The 17,218-nt window shown below is 53.0% G+C and carries 20 protein-coding genes; 6 read left to right on the top strand and 14 right to left on the bottom strand.

Annotated elements, in window-relative coordinates; genetic code table 11:
* The first annotated feature begins 74 nt into the window (after positions 1–74).
* Both IEY39_RS09275 and IEY39_RS09270 read left to right on the top strand, forming a co-directional pair.
* Positions 75–563 carry a hypothetical protein gene (locus IEY39_RS09275; RefSeq protein WP_188930802.1) on the top strand — a complete coding sequence of 163 codons (489 nt, stop codon included), beginning with the start codon at positions 75–77 and terminating at the stop codon, positions 561–563.
* A 115-nt stretch (positions 564–678) separates the two neighbouring features.
* Complete coding sequence (locus tag IEY39_RS09270; protein WP_188930801.1) at positions 679–1,773, top strand: hypothetical protein; 1,095 nt, start codon at positions 679–681, stop codon at positions 1,771–1,773.
* Between the two features lie 4 nt (positions 1,774–1,777).
* On the opposite strand, the gene IEY39_RS09265 is transcribed toward IEY39_RS09270, so the two are convergent.
* The 3 genes from IEY39_RS09265 to IEY39_RS09255 all read right to left on the bottom strand — a co-directional run bounded on the left by IEY39_RS09265 (position 1,778) and on the right by IEY39_RS09255 (position 4,674).
* Complete coding sequence (locus IEY39_RS09265; RefSeq protein ID WP_188930800.1) at positions 1,778–2,242, bottom strand: DoxX family protein; 465 nt, start codon at positions 2,240–2,242, stop codon at positions 1,778–1,780.
* Between the two features lie 143 nt (positions 2,243–2,385).
* Positions 2,386–2,811 (bottom strand): GNAT family N-acetyltransferase, encoded by a 426-nt coding sequence (locus tag IEY39_RS09260; protein WP_188930798.1) that lies wholly within the window; start codon positions 2,809–2,811, stop codon positions 2,386–2,388.
* Positions 2,812–2,853: 42 nt separating this feature from the next.
* A complete protein-coding gene (locus tag IEY39_RS09255) occupies positions 2,854–4,674 on the bottom strand; it encodes a M61 family metallopeptidase (RefSeq protein ID WP_188930797.1) in 1,821 nt (606 codons plus the stop codon).
* Between the two features lie 151 nt (positions 4,675–4,825).
* Here IEY39_RS09255 and IEY39_RS09250 point away from each other — a divergent pair, with 151 nt between their 5' ends.
* Positions 4,826–5,416: a hypothetical protein gene (locus IEY39_RS09250; RefSeq protein ID WP_188930796.1), complete on the top strand. Its 591-nt coding sequence runs from the start codon at positions 4,826–4,828 to the stop codon at positions 5,414–5,416.
* Positions 5,417–5,457: 41 nt separating this feature from the next.
* Here the strand turns inward: IEY39_RS09250 and IEY39_RS09245 are convergent, their stop codons facing one another.
* Positions 5,458–5,820 (bottom strand): hypothetical protein, encoded by a 363-nt coding sequence (locus IEY39_RS09245; protein ID WP_188930795.1) that lies wholly within the window; start codon positions 5,818–5,820, stop codon positions 5,458–5,460.
* A gap of 7 nt (positions 5,821–5,827) precedes the next feature.
* Positions 5,828–6,406 carry an RNA polymerase sigma factor gene (locus IEY39_RS09240; protein WP_188930794.1) on the bottom strand — a complete coding sequence of 193 codons (579 nt, stop codon included), beginning with the start codon at positions 6,404–6,406 and terminating at the stop codon, positions 5,828–5,830.
* Between the two features lie 176 nt (positions 6,407–6,582).
* On the opposite strand from IEY39_RS09240, the gene IEY39_RS09235 reads away from it, so the two are divergent.
* Positions 6,583–7,362 carry a C40 family peptidase gene (locus tag IEY39_RS09235; protein WP_188930793.1) on the top strand — a complete coding sequence of 260 codons (780 nt, stop codon included), beginning with the start codon at positions 6,583–6,585 and terminating at the stop codon, positions 7,360–7,362.
* On the opposite strand, the gene IEY39_RS09230 is transcribed toward IEY39_RS09235, so the two are convergent.
* The 4 genes from IEY39_RS09230 to IEY39_RS09215 all read right to left on the bottom strand — a co-directional run bounded on the left by IEY39_RS09230 (position 7,345) and on the right by IEY39_RS09215 (position 9,639).
* Positions 7,345–7,716 carry a sulfite exporter TauE/SafE family protein gene (locus IEY39_RS09230; protein WP_229688841.1) on the bottom strand — a complete coding sequence of 124 codons (372 nt, stop codon included), beginning with the start codon at positions 7,714–7,716 and terminating at the stop codon, positions 7,345–7,347. The genes IEY39_RS09235 and IEY39_RS09230 overlap by 18 nt on opposite strands.
* A gap of 14 nt (positions 7,717–7,730) precedes the next feature.
* The gene (locus IEY39_RS09225; protein ID WP_188930791.1) at positions 7,731–8,276 is read right to left on the bottom strand and encodes an inorganic diphosphatase; all 546 of its coding nucleotides are present in this window, start codon (positions 8,274–8,276) and stop codon (positions 7,731–7,733) included.
* Between the two features lie 110 nt (positions 8,277–8,386).
* Positions 8,387–8,791: a nuclear transport factor 2 family protein gene (locus tag IEY39_RS09220; protein ID WP_188930789.1), complete on the bottom strand. Its 405-nt coding sequence runs from the start codon at positions 8,789–8,791 to the stop codon at positions 8,387–8,389.
* 65 nt (positions 8,792–8,856) lie between these two features.
* Positions 8,857–9,639: a PhoH family protein gene (locus IEY39_RS09215; protein ID WP_229688840.1), complete on the bottom strand. Its 783-nt coding sequence runs from the start codon at positions 9,637–9,639 to the stop codon at positions 8,857–8,859.
* 586 nt (positions 9,640–10,225) lie between these two features.
* On the opposite strand from IEY39_RS09215, the gene IEY39_RS09210 reads away from it, so the two are divergent.
* Positions 10,226–12,133: a tetratricopeptide repeat-containing sensor histidine kinase gene (locus IEY39_RS09210; protein WP_229688839.1), complete on the top strand. Its 1,908-nt coding sequence runs from the start codon at positions 10,226–10,228 to the stop codon at positions 12,131–12,133.
* Here IEY39_RS09210 and IEY39_RS09205 read toward each other — a convergent pair.
* Positions 12,085–12,366, bottom strand: a complete 282-nt coding sequence (locus tag IEY39_RS09205) for a hypothetical protein (protein ID WP_188930783.1) — start codon at positions 12,364–12,366, stop codon at positions 12,085–12,087. The genes IEY39_RS09210 and IEY39_RS09205 overlap by 49 nt on opposite strands.
* Positions 12,367–12,562: 196 nt before the next feature.
* On the opposite strand from IEY39_RS09205, the gene IEY39_RS09200 reads away from it, so the two are divergent.
* Positions 12,563–13,870 carry a flavin monoamine oxidase family protein gene (locus IEY39_RS09200; RefSeq protein ID WP_188930781.1) on the top strand — a complete coding sequence of 436 codons (1,308 nt, stop codon included), beginning with the start codon at positions 12,563–12,565 and terminating at the stop codon, positions 13,868–13,870.
* Between the two features lie 41 nt (positions 13,871–13,911).
* Here the strand turns inward: IEY39_RS09200 and IEY39_RS09195 are convergent, their stop codons facing one another.
* The 4 genes from IEY39_RS09195 to IEY39_RS09180 form a co-directional block, all read right to left on the bottom strand.
* Positions 13,912–14,241: a chaperone modulator CbpM gene (locus IEY39_RS09195; protein ID WP_188930779.1), complete on the bottom strand. Its 330-nt coding sequence runs from the start codon at positions 14,239–14,241 to the stop codon at positions 13,912–13,914.
* Between the two features lie 58 nt (positions 14,242–14,299).
* The gene (locus IEY39_RS09190) at positions 14,300–15,241 is read right to left on the bottom strand and encodes a DnaJ C-terminal domain-containing protein (RefSeq protein WP_188930778.1); all 942 of its coding nucleotides are present in this window, start codon (positions 15,239–15,241) and stop codon (positions 14,300–14,302) included.
* 54 nt (positions 15,242–15,295) lie between these two features.
* On the bottom strand, positions 15,296–16,903 hold the full coding sequence (locus tag IEY39_RS09185) for a sensor histidine kinase (RefSeq protein WP_188930776.1): 1,608 nt from the start codon (positions 16,901–16,903) through the stop codon (positions 15,296–15,298).
* A 118-nt stretch (positions 16,904–17,021) separates the two neighbouring features.
* A complete protein-coding gene (locus IEY39_RS09180) occupies positions 17,022–17,210 on the bottom strand; it encodes a hypothetical protein (protein WP_188930774.1) in 189 nt (62 codons plus the stop codon).
* Positions 17,211–17,218: the final 8 nt, after the last annotated feature.

The raw sequence follows: 17,218 nt of genomic DNA, 5'->3' as shown, positions 1-17,218 counted from the left end.
CGCGAGGCACTTCCATTAGCTTCCACCAGCCACTCTCGCACAATCGATTGTTTAACCATCTAAAAACGTTGATTATGAAAAAGGTAATGACGATTGTTCCCGCCGTCGTGCTACTATTTGCTTCGTGTAGCAAAACAGGAATGGTAACGCAAACCGGATCAAAGACCAATTCAACGCGAACCGCCGTACAAAGGGACAGCATGGGGGCTGAAAGCGCAATACCGGCCTATTATGATTCCATGCTTTTAAAGATCCATTTTGTTGAATTTTCGTCTACTGGCGAGGCAAGCCTGATCGCACACAACAAGAGTATCAATCACATTTATCGATCGGATAATGGGTTGCCCAATAACCAGCCATTCATTAGTGTGATAGATGCCATACAGACAGATCATTTTAATCCACTTTGGAGAGAGGTGCAGGTGGTATTTAATCCGGGATTCACGCCACGTCAGTTGTTCAGTGATAATGAAGTATTGGCTGCGGCTTCGGGGGTCAATCCTGAAATTATGCTGGATACGACGAATGAGGTTTACTGGTGTCCGATCGTAGGGGCCAAGTAAAACTTGTGGGCGAGTTGTCCACATTTTTTAAGAAAGTGTTATAAAATAAAAGGCTGAGGGGTTCGTTTTCCGTTAAATTTGCCCCGAATTAAATTACAGCGGGGCTGGTAAAATAATGGGAACAAACTCTGGTAATTCTTATAAAGCATTGCGGGCGGCTTGTGTAGTGGGCGTCTGTGGGCTGATCGTGCTTAGTGGGTGTAGTAACGGCAGTTCGGCAAAAGCCGGGAAGGTTGATACTACAAAACCGGCGGCCAAGGCTGCTGTTGCGCAGGATACGGTTGCTCCGGCGCCGGCAGTCGCGGAGGGGCCGCTGGATACGGCCTTGTACAACAAGATAATTCATCGTCTGGCGAATGGGGATTCTTCGGGGCGGTGGCCGGTAAAGACGGTGTATCCCAATGCGGGGGCTGTGCTGCCTTTTCATCGGATAGTAGCCTATTATGGCAACCTGTATTCGAAGAGAATGGGCGTGCTGGGTGAGTATCCACCCGACGAGATGTTGCGGCGCCTGAAGGTTGAGCTAAAGAAATGGCAGGAGGCCGATACCAGCATCCCGGTGATGCCGGCGCTGCATTATATCGCCGTAACGGCTCAGGGGAGTGCGGGAAAAGATGGAAAATACCGGGCACGTATGCCCTTCAAACAGATAGACTCAGTGCTGCACATGGCAGCAAGGATCAATGCCATCGTTTTTCTGGATGTACAGGTGGGCTTTTCGAATGTACAATCGGAGATACCCCTCCTGGAGAAATATCTCTCTATGCCCAATGTTCATTTGGGGATCGACGCGGAATTCGCCATGAAACGCGGAATGAGGGTGGGTAAAAACGTCGGCACTTTCGATGCTGCGGATGTCAATTTTTGTTCGGATTATCTGACAAAACTGGTGAAAGCCCACAACTTGCCGCCCAAGGTTTTCATCGTGCACCGCTGGACGCAGAAAATGATCACCAACTACAAGCAGATACGCACGCGCCCTGATGTACAGATCGTTATGGATATGGATGGATGGGGGCCTCAGCAGCTAAAAATGGATACCTATAGGAATTATGAATGGGCCCAACCTGTTCAATTCACCGGATTTAAGCTGTTTTATAAGAACGATGTCAAGACCCTCGCGAAGGTGAAATTCGCGGCCACTTCGATGATGACACCCAAGCAGGTGCTGGCATTGAAGCCGTCTCCAATCTATATCCAGTATCAGTAAATATTTACGGCAGATTGCGGCCCTGCCCGTGTCCACGGTTCTTTTTGAAGTAGCCGTCGAGGGAAAGCGGTCCGCCGCCTTCGATGAGGAAGAAGACTACCAGCAGCAGGGTTATAACGGCCAGGATCAGCTCGGAATCTGATGCGGGTCCGCCCCTTTGCGTATTGAGGAAGATGATGGCGCCGATGAGGATCGGCAGTTGCAGCATCGCTACGAAGCGAGTCCAGAGACCGACGATGAGGAACAATCCTGTCAGCAGATTGGCACAGGTGATGAGGATGGGCAGCCAATGGATCTGGTCTTCGGCCAGGGATGCACGGCCGTAAAGAAGCTGGTCGATGAGGGTTGAATCCCGCATGAAGGTGATTCCTTTTGCAAAAAGAAATAGTCCCACTATGACGCGGACAATGACCAACCATCGCGGATGATGGACGGTACCCCAATCACGTATTTGTTGCAATGTAGTCATAGTAATTAATTTATATACGAAGTTACATTACTATGATTGCAAATGCAATGCCCCTCAAGAACCGACGGTTCTTGGGCCGAAGGCCAGACATTAGCGGCGTCAGCGCGAGGCGTAGATTTAGCCCAACGCCGCAGCGCTGACCATTAGGATAGCTTTTTAATCAAGTATTTAGGGGATTCTTCATAGCCTTGCCGGTGGTAGAAGGCATGGGCCCGGGTGCGGCGGGTATGGCAGTGTACTTCCAATAGCGCGCATCCTCTTTCTTTTGCCAGGCGGGTGGCTTCGGCTTCCAGTTGCTGGCCGATGCCCAGGCTTCGGGCGGATTCGTCGACGGCGAAGTAGCTGATGCGGGCGAAGTCACCTTCCAGTGCTATCTGGGGGATGAAGTGGAGGGAGAGGAAGGCGAGGATGTGGTTGGCGGGTTCGGCCCATACGAGGAAGACTTCGTCGGGGTGGGCGAGCAGGGTGGCCAGGCGGGTGGTGATGAAACGTTCGGTACCAGGGTATTCCAACTGTGTGAGGAGGCGGCTGATCCCGGGGGCGTCAGCGGGTATGGCGCGTCGTATCATGGGAATGATTTATGGCATATCGGATCATCAATTGCGGCTCGGTTATTTTGAACCGAGCCAGCTCTTGCGGAACTGCTGGATAGCGGGAGTGACGGGCTGCCCGGCCTGTTCGAAGGTTTCCACCGACACGACAGGATTCTCCTGGACGGTGATAGTACCTTTCTTTTCCTCGCCGCGATGGAGGTACCGGATACTAACCGATGCACCGGGATGGAGTTTTCCGAGAATGGAATTGAGGTCACCGACGGTGCGGGTATCCTGGTTGTCGATGGCCAGGATCTTATCGTCTATATCGAGACCGGCTTCATAGACCGGCGTGCCCCGCAGGGTACCCGCTTCGATGATGAGTCCTTCTTTCTCGGAGAATGAACGGGTGCTGCCGATCCATGCCCGGCCTGCCTCTGTCTTCTTCAAGAGGAAGCCTGCCGGCGCCAGGAGGGGATTGTAGTCGATGGGTTCGTGGCCATAAATATACTTCTCGAAGTATTCGTCGGCAAACTTCTTATCACCCGTGACGCTGGCGAGCACGTCACGAAGTCCTGACACGGTATAGGGGATCTCGGGTTTGCCGAATTTCTTCCAGGCGGCCGTCATATAATCATCGAGGGTCTTGTTGAACCGGCTGCGTAATTCGAGATCGAGCGCCAGGGCAATGGCTCCGCCATAGGGATAATAGGAGGCGAAGATGTTGGGGAAGTTGGTCTTGTCTATGGAAACGCCGGCATCCGTGAAGACGGCTTGTTCGCTGGCCTGAACGGGGGAATAGTAGCGGGCGCCGGGAGCATTCATCTTGAGATTGATGAGAGCGGCGAGGGTATGTTTGACATAGTCGGTATCCTTTGTAAATCCGGCCCGTTGGACAAGCAGTTCACCATAATATTGGGTAAATCCTTCGGCAAACCAGAGTTCGTAACTCATATCACTCTTCTCGAAGTTGAAGGGTTCGAGGGTCCTGGGCCGGATGCGTTTGACATTCCAGCAGTGGAAGAACTCGTGGGCAAAGACACCAAGCAGGTGGTCGTCGCCGTGGAAGACGATGGGGATACTGATCATGGTGGAATTGCGGTGTTCCATGCCGTCACCATGCACATACGGGTTGATGCTGGCCAGGAAGGTGTAGTTGCCATAGTCGTAGGCGGGCGTTTCGCCGAATACGGCCTGGGCCTGATGTACAACCTTTTGTACTTTTTCGCTAAACGTGGTGAACGTGGAGTCATCGGCGCCGCCGTCGAGGGCGATGCGGAAAGCATAGGTCTTGCCGTCGGGGTTCTTTACCGTCCAGTTGCGATAGTGCAGGGCGCCGATCTTTGTCGGGCAATCCATGAAGTATTGAAAGTTGCGGGCCAGGAAGGTGAGGCTGTCGCCGGTGGGTTGCAGTTGGGTGGCGACGGTCCAATGCCATTCCGGCGGGACATTAAAATGAATAGTGATGGGGATGTTCTCCGCGCCTTTCATCCAAAGAAAGGCACCCGGCATATTGAAGTGGATGTCGGTGGGGTCGAGACCTACGTATGTACCGTCGGCATAATTCCCATAGAGCGTATATTGGACACGGATGTATCCGGTGTGGCGGGAAACTTCGTAGACGTCGCCATCGGTGCGGTTTACGGTGAGCGGTTTGCCGGATTGGTCGAAGGCCTTGACATCGTAGATATTTTTCCCGAATTCATGGGTGGCATAGCGACCGGGAGAGGACCGGCTCATGCGGAATACGGCGGTGCGACTGGTAACGTCGCTGACGATGAGTTCTACCTGGGCTTCATGATGCGCAAGATTGGGAAAGGACACGATATAACTGACACGTTGGGCGAAGGCCGGCTGCAGGCAGAGGGTCAGGGACAAGAGGACGAAGATCTTCTCCATATAAGCAACTAAAAATTAGCCGAATATAGACAATTTGGGGGAATGTCAGTAAAAAATGCCGGGGCTTCCCTGCAGAATTTAGGACAGCGAAGAAATTTGCCTATATTGGTAACGGTAAATTTTTTTGTTTCAAATCCAAAGACTTCCAATTATGAAAAGAGTCTCTACGCTTACTCTTGCCATTGTCATGGCCATTTCTGTTTGTCAAGCTTCTTCTTCGATCGTCGCACCTGGCGCCCGGCGGGCCGAAACGCCCGCATCTGCTGTCGTCGCTGCCCCGGCCGGGGAGATTGTTGCTGCAGCTCCGGTGGTTGCGCCTGCTGTAACCGCTGCTTCGCCTGCGCGGTTGAAAGCGACCGATATCATCATTCCGTTGGGCAGTAGCGGGAAATCCGTCAACCTGCAGGAACTGGCCGATATGAATGTTGCCGACATGGAGAAGATGACCGGCAAGAAAATGAGCCTGCTGCGCCGGGTGGAGTTCAAATTAGCTCAAAGGAAGCTGCGTCATTCCATCAATGCGGATGGGACGCTGAGCGACAAGCGGCTGGCGATGCTGGCGAACCAGGATATGAATGGAGAGACCGGTTTTCATATTGGCGGCTTTGCATTGGGATTGTTCCTGTTCCTCATCGGGGTGTTGATCGCTTACCTCATCGACGACGGCAAGAAGCAGAACCGGGTGAAGTGGGCGTGGATCGGCGCCGGGGTGCTACTGGTGATCATCCTGTTGGTTCATTAGTATAAGATATCCCCCATGGCCGAAGGCTATGGGGGATATGGCTAATGGTGAAGGAGGCTGCGGATGACAATGTAACCAAGGATACAGAGGCTGATGACGATGGCGATGGCGACGAGGGGCCAGGGTTCTTCCTTGAGGCGGCGTTTGAGCCGGCGGCTTTTCTTTTTAGCAAGGGTTTTTTGCATGGCCGCGTTGAGTTCGTCCACATAGGCCTGCATGTTCTTTTTGTCGCCGATCTGCTGGAGCCCTTCTACCGCATCGTTGAGGAATTCATTGTCAGCCATGGACCGCTCGACCTCATGCCGGGCCTCGTCGGAGAGTTTGCCGCTGAGGTAGTCCATCAACAGTTGATTGTCGATATCCTTGTTGCTATTGGATAATATGTTGAGCAAGTCCTTATTCATTTCCCATTTATTTCTGAATGCCCTCCCGGGCCTTTTTTTCGATGGACAGTTTGAGATTTCGCTTGCCGTTTTGGATATAACTCTTCACCTGCATTAACGTATAACCGGTGGCGGACGCAATCTCCTGGTAGGTCCTTTTCTCCAGGTAGAACAAAGTTACACAGAGTTTTTGCTCATTTCCCAATTCTTCAAGGGCCTGGCTCATCCATTGGAGCAGCTGTTCTTTTTCCCAATGCCTGTTCTTGCCGGGTTCTTCGTCCCAGGCGGATAGCAGGGAGTCGGAGAGCTGTGTCTGCCGGCCGTGCTGATCGCGCAATTTCATCAGGCAGTGGTTTCGGGCGATGGTGTAGATCCAGGATTTGAAGTATTCTACCCGGTATTTGGATAATTCGGTTATCACCTTTACGAAGATCTGCTGGACGCAGTCCCGGGCTTCTTCTTCATTCCGGATGTATTTCATGCATACCCCGAGAAGCAGGAGGGTGTAACGTTGCAGGAGGTGTCCCAGCCATTCGGTGTTGTGGTCGCTGTAATAGCGCGCCAGCAACTCCTGGTCGGTCATATGGTCGAATGGGTCTTTTCTCACAGGTGGTAAATGGGTTCTTTCAGGGGGTTTATAGGGGTTTAACCATAACTAAGATGCAAAGGTCTCAAAATTGCATAAATGCTGTAAAGTTTGCATTAAATTTTTATGTTTTAAGTACTGAATTGATCTTAACGCATAAAATTTTGCAGTCGGCAAAACCTTATTTAATTTACCGTATGATCAGAGCAATTTGTTGCGTCCCCGTAAGCCCGCTGAGGGCAGAACCTTCACACCGGACAGAAATGGTTAGCCAACTGATCTTTGGCGAGTGTTGCGAGATATTGGAGCAAACCAAGGACCAATGGTGCCGCATCCGAGCCACTTTTGATGGTTATGAAGGCTGGTGTACCGATTCCCACTTGACGGAAATAGACGAGAACGAATTTGAGACCGGGATAGCCCCGTTGATCCCGGACTGGGTGACTGCGCTGGAATACAATGGGCATCCGATGATGGTGCCCATGGGCAGCCATCTTACGGCGATGAAAAATGGCCGTGCGCTTTGGCGTAAGAACACCGTTCATTATAAGGGGAAGATCTGGGAGCCCGACAGCTCGACCCATGATGCGAAGGCCATCCGTCAGCTGACGTATAAATTTCTGAATATCCCCTATCTGTGGGGCGGGAAATCCGTATTTGGTTTTGACTGCAGCGGATTTGTCCAGACGGTATATAAGTTTCTCGGGGTACCGGTGTTGCGGGATGCGCATCAGCAGGCGACGCAGGGGGAGGGGGTTGGTTTCCTGGAAGAGACGAGGACGGGTGATCTTGCTTTCTTTGACAATGAAGCGGGGAACATCACGCATGTAGGCATTTTATTAAACGCCTATGAGATTATCCATGCATCAGGGAAGGTGAGGATCGATAAGATCGACAATATGGGTATTGTCCGGTCGGAGGACCATCAGCGTACGCATCATCTGCGGACCATCCGCAGGTTACTTCTCGAAAAATAGTGCTTTCACGGCGATGAGAATCAGGGCGATGGCGAAGACCTTTTTGAGCATGGTCTCGGACAGGCTGAGGGAGAGTTTGCTTCCCAGCCAGCCACCGACGAGAAATCCCACAAACAGCAGCAGGACTACTTTTATGTCGATATAGCCTTTCTGGTAGTAGTTTAGTACCGCGAAGATGCCAGCGGGCAGCAGCAGGATGCCGAGAGAGGTACCCTGAGCTTCGTGCTGGTTGAATCCGAGCAGGAAGACAAGGGCGGGGACGATGATGACGCCGCCGCCAATGCCTACGAGGCCGCTGAGGATGCCTGCAAGCAGGCCTACTGCCACCAGTATGATGATCGTTTGAATAGACATATGGCAAGTGTGGGTTATTGCTTCCGGAAGGTGTCGTTGTACAATTTTGCGGCGTCTCCGATGACCTTGAGGGCTGTCGATTTATCGCCGAACTCTTCCACGACCACCGTTTTGTTCTCCAGTTTCTTATATTCTTCGAAGAAGTGGCGCAGTTCTTCAAAGAAGTGTTTGGGCAATTCTTCGAGGTTGTTGTAGTGGTTGACACTGGGATCGTTTGCTGCGACGGCGATGATCTTGTCGTCTGCATCGCCGCTGTCGACCATCTGCATGACGCCCATGACCTTTGCTTCCATGAGGCAGAGGGCCTGTACAGGAAGGGAGGTGATGACGAGGATGTCCAGGGGATCCTTATCGTCGCCATAGGTTTGGGGGATAAAGCCATAGTTGACAGGGTAGTAGAAGGAAGAGTAGATGACCCTGTCCAGTTTGAGCAAGCCACTGTCCTTGTCGATCTCGTATTTTGCGCGGGAGCCCTGTGGGATCTCGATGATTGCATTGACGACCCTGGGGGCATTTTTTCCGACCGGCACTCCGTGCCAGGGGTGTGAGACTGTCATCATAAGTTGTCTATAGCGATTAAGTTGAACAAATTTATTGTATCCCGGCGGACGGATAAAATTTCATTTGGCAGAGGCGGCTGCGGAGGCGCATGGGAGTGAGCCGGTGGGGCTTAGTGCCGGTTGTTGAGAATCTCCTTGAGATCGACGAGCCAGTCGCCGTTGACGCGCATAATGCGAATGGTGGTAGTGTCTTTCTTATAGGAGTTGGCATAGGTGAAGCTGGCAACGGAGTCGTTCACCGGGTGGCTATCGAAGACAAGGATATCGGCGTCCTTGTACTTCTGCTTCTCATTGGGGTTCATGTTGTCGTAGTCCTTTTTCCACTTGGCGAACATCATTTTGTTGGTGGAATCGGGGTAAAGGTAGAAGGATGCTTTTTCGTAGTTGCCGTCGAGGGAAGCGCGGATGAATTCGCGGCCGGCGTCCTGGGCGTCTTCGGCTTTTTTAAAGGATTGCGAGTTGTTGCAGGCGGCCAGAAGGAGGAGTGTGGCGGGGAGGAGGAATTTCTTGATCATAGGGGTAAAGGTAATGAAAAACGAAAAACCCGCCTTGCGGCGGGCTTTTCGATAAGTTGATCTTATTATTTAGTCTCTTCCTCTTTCTTGTCGCGTTCGTAGGCTTTGATGATGGCTTTTACGAGGCGGTGACGGACAACGTCTTCTTCGTCGAGTTCGATGTGGGCGATGCCGTCGATATTCTTGAGAATGTAGAGGGCTTTTGCGAGGCCGCTCTTTTGGTTCTTGGGAAGATCGATCTGGGTGAGGTCGCCGGTGATGATCGCCTTTGCATTGGCCCCGATGCGGGTGAGGAACATCTTCAGTTGAAGATCGGTAGCATTCTGGGCTTCGTCAAGGATGATAAAGGCGTTGTCGAGGGTACGACCGCGCATATAGGCTAACGGAGCGATCTCGATGGTCCTGGTGCTCATGTAGTATCCCAGCTTGTCGGCGGGGATCATGTCGTCCAGGGCGTCATAGAGGGGCCGCAGGTAGGGATCGATCTTCTCCTTGAGGTCGCCGGGCAGGAAACCCAGGCTTTCGCCGGCTTCCACTGCCGGACGGGTGAGGATGATCTTTTTGACCATTTTGTTCTTAAGGGCCCTGACGGCCAATGCTACGGCTGTATAGGTCTTACCGGTACCGGCGGGGCCGATGGCGAAGACGATGTCATTCTTCTCGGCGGCGCCGACCATTCTTTTCTGGTTGACGGTGCGGGCGCGGACGGTCTTGCCATTCGGGCCAAATACCAGGATGTCGTTGGGATGCCGATCGACAAAATGGTCTACTGTCTCGGCGTCGTCACCGCCCAGAATTTGCTCGAAGTAGTTCTCGCTTACATGACCGTTTCGCTCCAGATATTGCACTAACAAATCGATTTTTTCCTTTGCTGTTTCCACTTGTTCGGGCGATCCGCTCAACTTGATCTGAGTACCGCGTGACAGGATCTTCAATAGGGGAAACTTTTTCTTCAGGATGTCTAACTTACCGTTATTTACGCCAAAAAACTCAATGGGATTAACGGTTTCCAGGTTAATAATAGTTTCAGTCAAAATCTGTTCTTTTTAGCGTTCTGAAATTAACCGGATGACGGTCTCTTGTGCGGGGACTTTGTCCGGCTGGGGTACTGTCCGCTTATTTGTGCTCTTTTGCTGTCTCATCAAATATAATCCGGACATCCCTGATTTTCATGTAATTCTTATTAACAGCATGTGAATTAGTTGCAGGAAATGCGTTTTAGGGAATTTAACGCATTTCCTGCAAACGGCTAATGTCGGTTTGCGGGGGCTTGCGTTTTTTTTGTATGTTTACGGGCTGCTGCCTCTCTGTCTGTGCTGTATTATCAGACAACGCTGAATCCCTTAAAGTATTACAATCGGCTTACGATTTTGTTCGTAAGTACGCTAATTTGCCTTCCTGACGCCACTTGATGAATCAAACAGTACGATTAGAATGAGATCTCTCTGTATTGTAGCCTGGTTAATGGCTTTTTTACCGGGGATTGGTAGTAGCGCCCCTGTGGGGATGTATAAAACCGTGGACTCTCTCGACCGGCTCGCGCGCGCCTATTACGGTATCAACGCCGACAGCGCCTTCCTTTGTGGGCGCAGGGCCCTTGAATTGGCCGAAAAGGCCGGTTATCGCAAGGGTGAGGCCGAGAGCTGGCGGATGCTTGGGAATACCTATGAGATGGTCGGGGACTATCTGAACATGCTTACCTGTTACCAGCATTCGCTGGATATTGCCGAGCAGATAGATAATACTACACTGATAGCCAAGGTAAAAGTCAATTTCGCACTTTTTTACAAACAGCAGGAAGAGTACGATAAGGCCCATCAACTGATAGAGCAGGTGCAGCGACTTTATCAACGCAGCGGGGATAGTGTGCAGGAGGCGTATGTCGCCAACAATTTAGCCGATATCGCCCTACGGCAGGGGCAGTATGACCAGGCCTTGCAATATGCACAGCGGGCGCTGCAGGTTGCCCGCAGGATGATGGATGCGCCGACCATTGCCACTTTTAATAATGACGTGGGCCGGATACTGACGGCTAAAGGGGATTATACCGGAGCGTTGAGCCATCTGCTGGAATCCCTTGCCTATTACCAGGGAAGGAAAGAGCGGCTGGGGACTACGGCGACGAAGAGCCTGGTTTCCCAGGTGTACCTGCAACTGAAGAACTACCCGCGGGCCTTGCAGTATGCCAATGAGGCGTTGCAGGAGGCCCGGGCGATCAGGCGGAAACCGGAGATCCAGGAATCGGCCCGGGTGCTGGCGCATATTTACGAGGCGAAGGGTGACTACCGCAATGCCCTCCATTTTTTCAAACTCTATAAGGATTATTCGGATAGCCTGTTTAACGACCAGTCCCGCAAAGAGATCTTGTCGCGCGCGGCGCAGTATGATTATGAGAAACAGGCAATGCGGCTGCGGGAAGCGCAGGCGATGAAGGACGCGGGGTATGAGCGGGAGCTGCGTAAGGCGGCTTTGCAGATAGCGGTGACGGTGGGCGCGTTGATCGTTTTGAGCCTCATAGCCTTTATCCTGATGCGCAGCAGAGCCGTCAACCGGCGAATGAACCAGCTTTTACGGGAGAAGAACGAGAAGATCGAAGAACAGAAGGAGGCGCTTGAGCAGCAGGCGGTTCAATTATTATTAAACAACCAGCAAAAGGATAAGCTGTTTTCCATCGTCGCCCATGATCTGCGGGGACCGCTTAATTCCCTGAAGGGGCTGATGGATTTTCTTAAAGAGAAGAAATTGTCCGAGCAGGAGATCGGTGCGATGATGAACGAGCTGCGGCGAAATGTCGATTATTCCTCGGAATTGGTGGGTAACCTGCTGTATTGGGCCAGCAGTCAGCTGAACGGGATGGTGGTGAAGCCGGTGTTGCTCGAGCTGAATGAGGTGGTGCCGGAGGTGCTTGCCCTTTTTGCTCACCAGGCGCGGGAGAAAGGAGTGCTGTTGCGTATGGAGATGGCGCCTTTGCTGGTCGGTTTTGCCGATAAGGATATGGTGCAGCTGGTGATCCGCAATCTGGTGAGCAATGCGATAAAGTTCTGCCGCAGTGGTGGCATCGTGACGGTGAATGGATGCAGGAAGGCTGCGGAGATAGAGCTGGTGGTGGCGGATACGGGCGTCGGGATGCGGGAGGATGCGCTGGAGAAGATCAGGCGCAGGGAGAGTTTTACCAGTTATGGAACGGCCAAGGAGAAAGGCACCGGGCTTGGTATCCTGCTCTGTCATGATTTTGCCGAAGCAAATAAGGGACGCTTTTTTGTAGAGAGTGAGTGGGGAAGGGGGAGCCACTGTTATTTTACCATACCTGCGGCGCCCAGCTCTTCTTCGATGAGCGTGTGAAAAACTGCCTCATTTTCCCATATCCATGTGGGCAGTTGTTGTTTGATTATTTTCCAGACACCGTCTTCGCGTTGCATTCTCAGGACGATGCGATTGCCGCGATCGTCGCTTACATCTACGGTGAACAGGCCTTCCTGCAGTCCATTGGACTTGCGGAAGTTGAACTCTCTCAGCCGACCATCGGCTTTTACCAGCTTTGTGAATTGGATATTCCGGATGAATTGAATTTGCATAAGGCTCCCTTTGAATTAGTGATAACAATTCTTGTGCTCAGGTTGGGGCAGGTCTCTTAAAGAATAGTGAATTTTTTACGATGGGGATAGGCAGGTGACTACAAAAGTAGTAAAAATACCTAGCAGGAAACGGTGATTTTCCACAATTAATTGTCCCCAATTTATAAATTCGTGACTTTTTTATTTAACCATTTCTATGTCGATCATTATCATCATCGGGGCTGGCGCTGCGGGGTTGCAAGCGGGCCGTCATTTGTCGAAGGCGGGCAATCGGGTTACCGTGCTCGAAGCCGCTTCGGAGCCGGGCGGGAGGATATTGCCTTTGGCGCCCAGGGGCTTTTCAAAAGCCGTCGAGGGTGGAGCGGAGTTTATCCATGGTCCGCTGCCGCTTAGTCTTGAGCTTGCGAAGGAGGCGGGAGTCGAGTTGCAACCGGTTAGGGCCCAATTGATGCGGAAGCCGGGAGCGACGGGCTCCAATGGTGCGGGGGATCCAGACGCGGCGGCGGATGGTGATTGGGAGGGGATGCTGGGGGACGACTGGGATGAGCTGATGCAGCAAATGGAGGCCATGACGGAAGATATGCCCTTTGAAGATTTTTTGTCATTGCATTTTGCCGGCGAGCGCTATGCCGGGCTGCGGCAGTCGGTGCGCCGGTTTGCCGAAGGGTACGATCTGGCTGATCTTCACCGGGTGAGTACCCAGTCGCTGTACCGGGAGTGGGTACGGGAAGGGGAGGAAGAAGAATACCGGCCGGTGGGTGGCTATCGCCGGATGATCGATTTCCTGGTGGAGGAATGCCGCCGCGCCGGTGCGGAAGTGATCTGCTCGTCGCCGGTGGCGGAGGTACACTGGCAAAAGGGATCGGTGGAGGTGCTGACGGCGGGTGGGGCGAGCTTTACTGCCGACAAACTCGTCGTGACGGTTTCGCTTGGGGTGTTGGCAGCAGGAGACCTCCGTTTTCATCCGGTGCTGCCGGTGGTGGATGAGGCCGTGCGGCGACTAGGATATGGGTCGGTTGTTAAAATTTTCCTGGAGTTTAAAAATCCGTTCTGGTTGGAAAAGAAGGCGGAAGGTGAGACGATTTTTGTGATCAGCGACCAGGAGATACCTGTGTGGTGGACCCAGACGGAAGCCGATAGCCGGGTGCTTACGGGCTGGCTGGCGGGGGAGAACATGCGGCGGTTTCAGCATCTGGACGAGAAGGGGAGGCTGGCCAGCTGTTTGCGTAGCCTGGCGGCGATCTTTTATGTCGAGGTGGGCTTTTTACAGCGGGAGCTGGCGGCTTCACTGGTGCTGGACTGGGCGGAGGCACCGTTTGTCAGGGGGGGATACAGTTTCGATACGGTGGGGGCGGCGGATGCGAAGGCGACATTATCGCGGCCGGTGGAGGACACGATCTTTTTTGCCGGGGAGGTTTTGTATGAAGGGGATGCCCCGGGGACGGTGGAGGCAGCGTTTTGGAGCGGGCGCGATGTGGCGGAAAAGATAATGGCGCGGCGGTGAGCGCGTGCTGGGGCGGCCGGAGATAGTTTTGATGGGGGAATTTAGGGCTCGTAATCCAGTGTGACGCCTGTGCCCAGGCCGGACTCATAACGGCGGAGGCGGTTGCGAAGTTGTTGGTTCTCCGCCAGCAGATTGCCGATGCGGCCGAGAACGTGGGACAACGCTTCGATGCCTTCCGGGTTTATCGCCAGCTCGTAGTGCCAGCGGGCGAATTTCTCTACTTCCGGCAGTTGTCCCGCGTCCAGGAAGACGACGCCGTTGCGCACCGTCATCGCGATGAGACCGGAGTCGTGCAGGGTCTGGAGAAAGGAGAGTTCGACATGGTGGAAGGTGCAGAATTCGCCTGCGGGGATGAGTTCTTCGGTTGACATACGAATGCGTTTTTATGTTGGGGCCGCTTTATTGTTGCGGGTGGGGTGCTTAGGGGTTTTAGTGTTTTAGGTCTTTTAGCTGGCGGAAGAGTTCTTTTTCCTTTTCCGTGAGATGGGTGGGCAGCCCGATCTCCAGGGTCACATACAGATCGCCAGATTGCCCTTCTTTTTTATACACGGGGAAGCCTTTCCCTTTTAAGCGCATAGTCGTGCCGTTGGGTGTCTCTGGTTTTATCTTTAGTTTGACCTTGCCGGAGAGGGTGTCGATGGTGGTCTCACCACCAAGGACAGCCGTGTAGAGATCGATGGTCTGTTTCGTGTGGAGGTCGTCTCCTTCTCTTGTCCAGCGTGGGTCGCCGGTGATGATGAAAGTGATATAAAGATCGCCGTCGGGCCCACCGTTGGCCCCTGGCGCACCGTGTCCTTTCAGCTTGATGACCTGGCCGTCCTCTACCCCTGCGGGGATGGTGATGCGGATGTTCTTTTCGTTGACAGTGAGTACGCGTTGATGGGTTGTTGCGGCTTCGGCGAGGCTTATCTGTAGTTCGGCGTGGTAGTCCTGGCCGCGGAACCTGGCCTGGCTGCCGCCACTGCGCCGGCCTGCGCCGCCGAAGAGGGATTCGAAGAAGTCGGAGAATTCGCCGCTGTCGCCGGGTTCGAAGCTTTCGGCGCCGCCGAAGGTTTCGCCGAAATCGCTGCTGAAACCACGGCCGCCCCGGGTGCGGCCTCCACGCTGTTTGCCAGCTTCTTGCTGGGCTTTTTCAAAGGCTTCGGCGTGTTGCCAGTCCTTGCCGTACTGGTCGTATTTCTTTCGCTTTTCGGGGTCGCTTAGTACTTCGTTGGCTTCGTTGATCTGTTGGAATTTTTTGTTTGCTTCTTTGTCGTTGGGATTGAGATCGGGATGGTGCTTGCGGGCCAGTTTCCGGTACGCGGTGCGGATATCGTCCTGCGTCGCGTTCTTGTTCACTCCCAAGATTTTATAGTAGTCGATGAAATCCATTTTGATGATATCCTTTTTTACAAAGTTAGGGGTTACCGTGAAAATGGAGGGATATCAAAGGTCTTTGCTGATGGTGAAGTAGAACCGGCTTCCTTTTCCGGGTTCGGCGTCCGCCCAGATGCGGCCTTCATGGAATTCCACTATCTTTTTGCAGTGCGCCAGCCCGATGCCGGAGCCTTCGTATTGTGCCCGGTTGTGCAGGCGCTGGAAGATGATGAATATCCTTTCGAGGAATTGTTTTTCAATACCGATGCCGTTGTCGGTGACGGAGAACTGCCATTTCCCGTTATCCTGGACGGCCGAGACCAATACTATGGGGGGACGTTCGGGGTGGCGGAATTTGATGGAGTTGACGATGAGGTTTTGGAAAAGGAGCTTTAGTTCGGTGGGGTAGGCGCGCAGGACGGGGAGGGGACTGGAGCTGATGTGGGCGCCGGATTCGCGGATGCTCTTGCCGAGATCGGCCAGCACCTCGTCCAGTAAATGGTTGCAATCGACGGGCATGGCTTCTTTTTCGCGGCCGATGCGTGAGTAGTCGAGCAGGTCTTTGATGAGGGTCTTCATCCTGTCCGAGGCCTGGGAGAGATAGTTGAGATAGATCTGTCCGTTGCTATCCAGCTTGTCACGGTATTCTTTCTTTAGCAGATCGACAAAGCCGGAAATGGTGCGGAGCGGCTCCTGGAGATCGTGGGAGGCGACATAGGCGAATTGTTCCAGCTCTTTGTTCTTGCTTTCAATTTCCTGGGTGCGCTGGTGGACCTTCTTTTCCAGGGAATTGTTGACTTCCCGATTCTCGTGTTCGAGCCTTTCCAACTCTTCGGCCATGGAGTTGAAGCTATTGGCCAGTGTGCCGATCTCGTCAGCGGAATAAGCCCGGGCCTTGCGGCTGAAATCTCCTTTCGTCACGGCGCGGGCGGACAAGAGTATCTCGCGGAGGCCTTTCTGGATGCCGCGGCTGACGGTGATGGCCAGGGTGAGGCCGGTGCATTCGACCGTCAGCGCCACGATGAACAACAGCTTTAGCACAACGTCTTCCAGCCAGCGGGAGCCTTCGCCGAGGGCATAGGAGAACTCGTCTTCTATCGGGGTGAGGCGGCTGTTGAGCGGATCGATCTGGTCGAGGATGGCGTTGATGTGCTGTTGGGAGCTATGCGGGGAATTGATCTCGTCGTGGAGATCTTGGCCGAGTTGTATGAAGAGCAGGACGATGGAGTCGGCCTTTGTCCAGGCCATGATGGCGCGATGGATGTATTTGTTGCTGTGGAAACGCCTGAACAGTTTGATCATGCCATTGACGTCGGCGGGGTCGTTGCGACCTTCTATAAAGCCCTGGCGGACGAGTTCGATGTCGGGGTTGGGTTTGATCATTTCGAGGCGCGCCTTGTGGTCGCCAAGGTTGACCTTCAGGTGATCGAGGGATTTTTGGTAATCGGCTTCATCGTGGGTGCGGGCGTACTTGTACAACTGATAGAGGGCGTCTTTCTGTGCTTTTGACCAGAGGCCTTCGCCACCGACATAGGCGCGGACAGAGGAGAGGGTATTGATGGAAAAGAAGAGGACGACCAGTTCGATGACGATGAGCAGGCCCATGATGCCAACCGTGAAAATGAGCTTTTTCGAAATGGAGATGTCCCTGAACCATCGGAAGAAGGGTCTTTTCATACATCAAGGTTTTGGTAAGCAGCAGGTCGGGATAGTACAATGTAAGAAAAGAGTAGGATTATAACAAAAAAAGGACCCGGCCGTCGATAGGCGGCCGGGTCGGTATATACGTAGAGGATTAGTGGATAAGGGGGTTGGACCTGGTCCGGCTTACGGTGAGCACATAGATGCTCATGACGATAGAGAGATAGGAAGCGATGATCAGCAGGCTGCTGACGTTGTAGTTGGAATGTTGAAATAAACGATAACCAATGAGGCCATTCAATACAACGGCGATCAGCAGAACGAGGGTGATTATGTACTTCATAACATTAG

This window comes from Puia dinghuensis, assembly GCF_014642875.1.
Taxonomy (GTDB): domain Bacteria; phylum Bacteroidota; class Bacteroidia; order Chitinophagales; family Chitinophagaceae; genus Puia; species Puia dinghuensis.
The sequence above is the reverse complement of the archived record's forward strand: the minus strand, read 5'-3'. Positions and strand labels throughout refer to the sequence as shown.